General features: G+C 39.0%; 1 protein-coding gene and 1 pseudogene. Both read right to left on the reverse strand.

Annotated elements, in window-relative coordinates:
- Positions 1-147 (reverse strand): annotated as a pseudogene (obgE, locus tag SMIDD26_RS12080) (GTPase ObgE); the annotation flags it as partial.
- 63 nt (positions 148-210) lie between these two features.
- Positions 211-323 (reverse strand): DUF4044 domain-containing protein (locus SMIDD26_RS10985; protein ID WP_134990322.1); only part of this gene is annotated, 113 nt, incomplete at its 5' end.

The raw sequence follows: 323 nt of genomic DNA on the forward strand, positions 1-323 counted from the left end.
AATGAAGATGACATTGCCTCCACGACCTCCGTCACCACCCCAAGGACCACCATTGGGGACATATTTTTCACGGCGAAAGGCAACCATGCCATCACCACCATTACCAGCCTTGACCTTAATCTTGGCTGTATCTAAAAACATACTCATTATTTCTTCTCACTTTAAAAAAGGGCTGGGAAATCCCAGTCACTAAATTTTCTTGAATCTATTTTATAGATTACTGAGGGCACCAATTGCAGTTGCAAAAATTCCCAATAAACTTGCTACTAGCATGATAATCACGATAAACAAGGTTATTTTCTCAAACATAGTTTTTTTACGTA

The organism is Streptococcus mitis (genome assembly GCF_001579035.1).
GTDB lineage: Bacteria > Bacillota > Bacilli > Lactobacillales > Streptococcaceae > Streptococcus > Streptococcus mitis_J.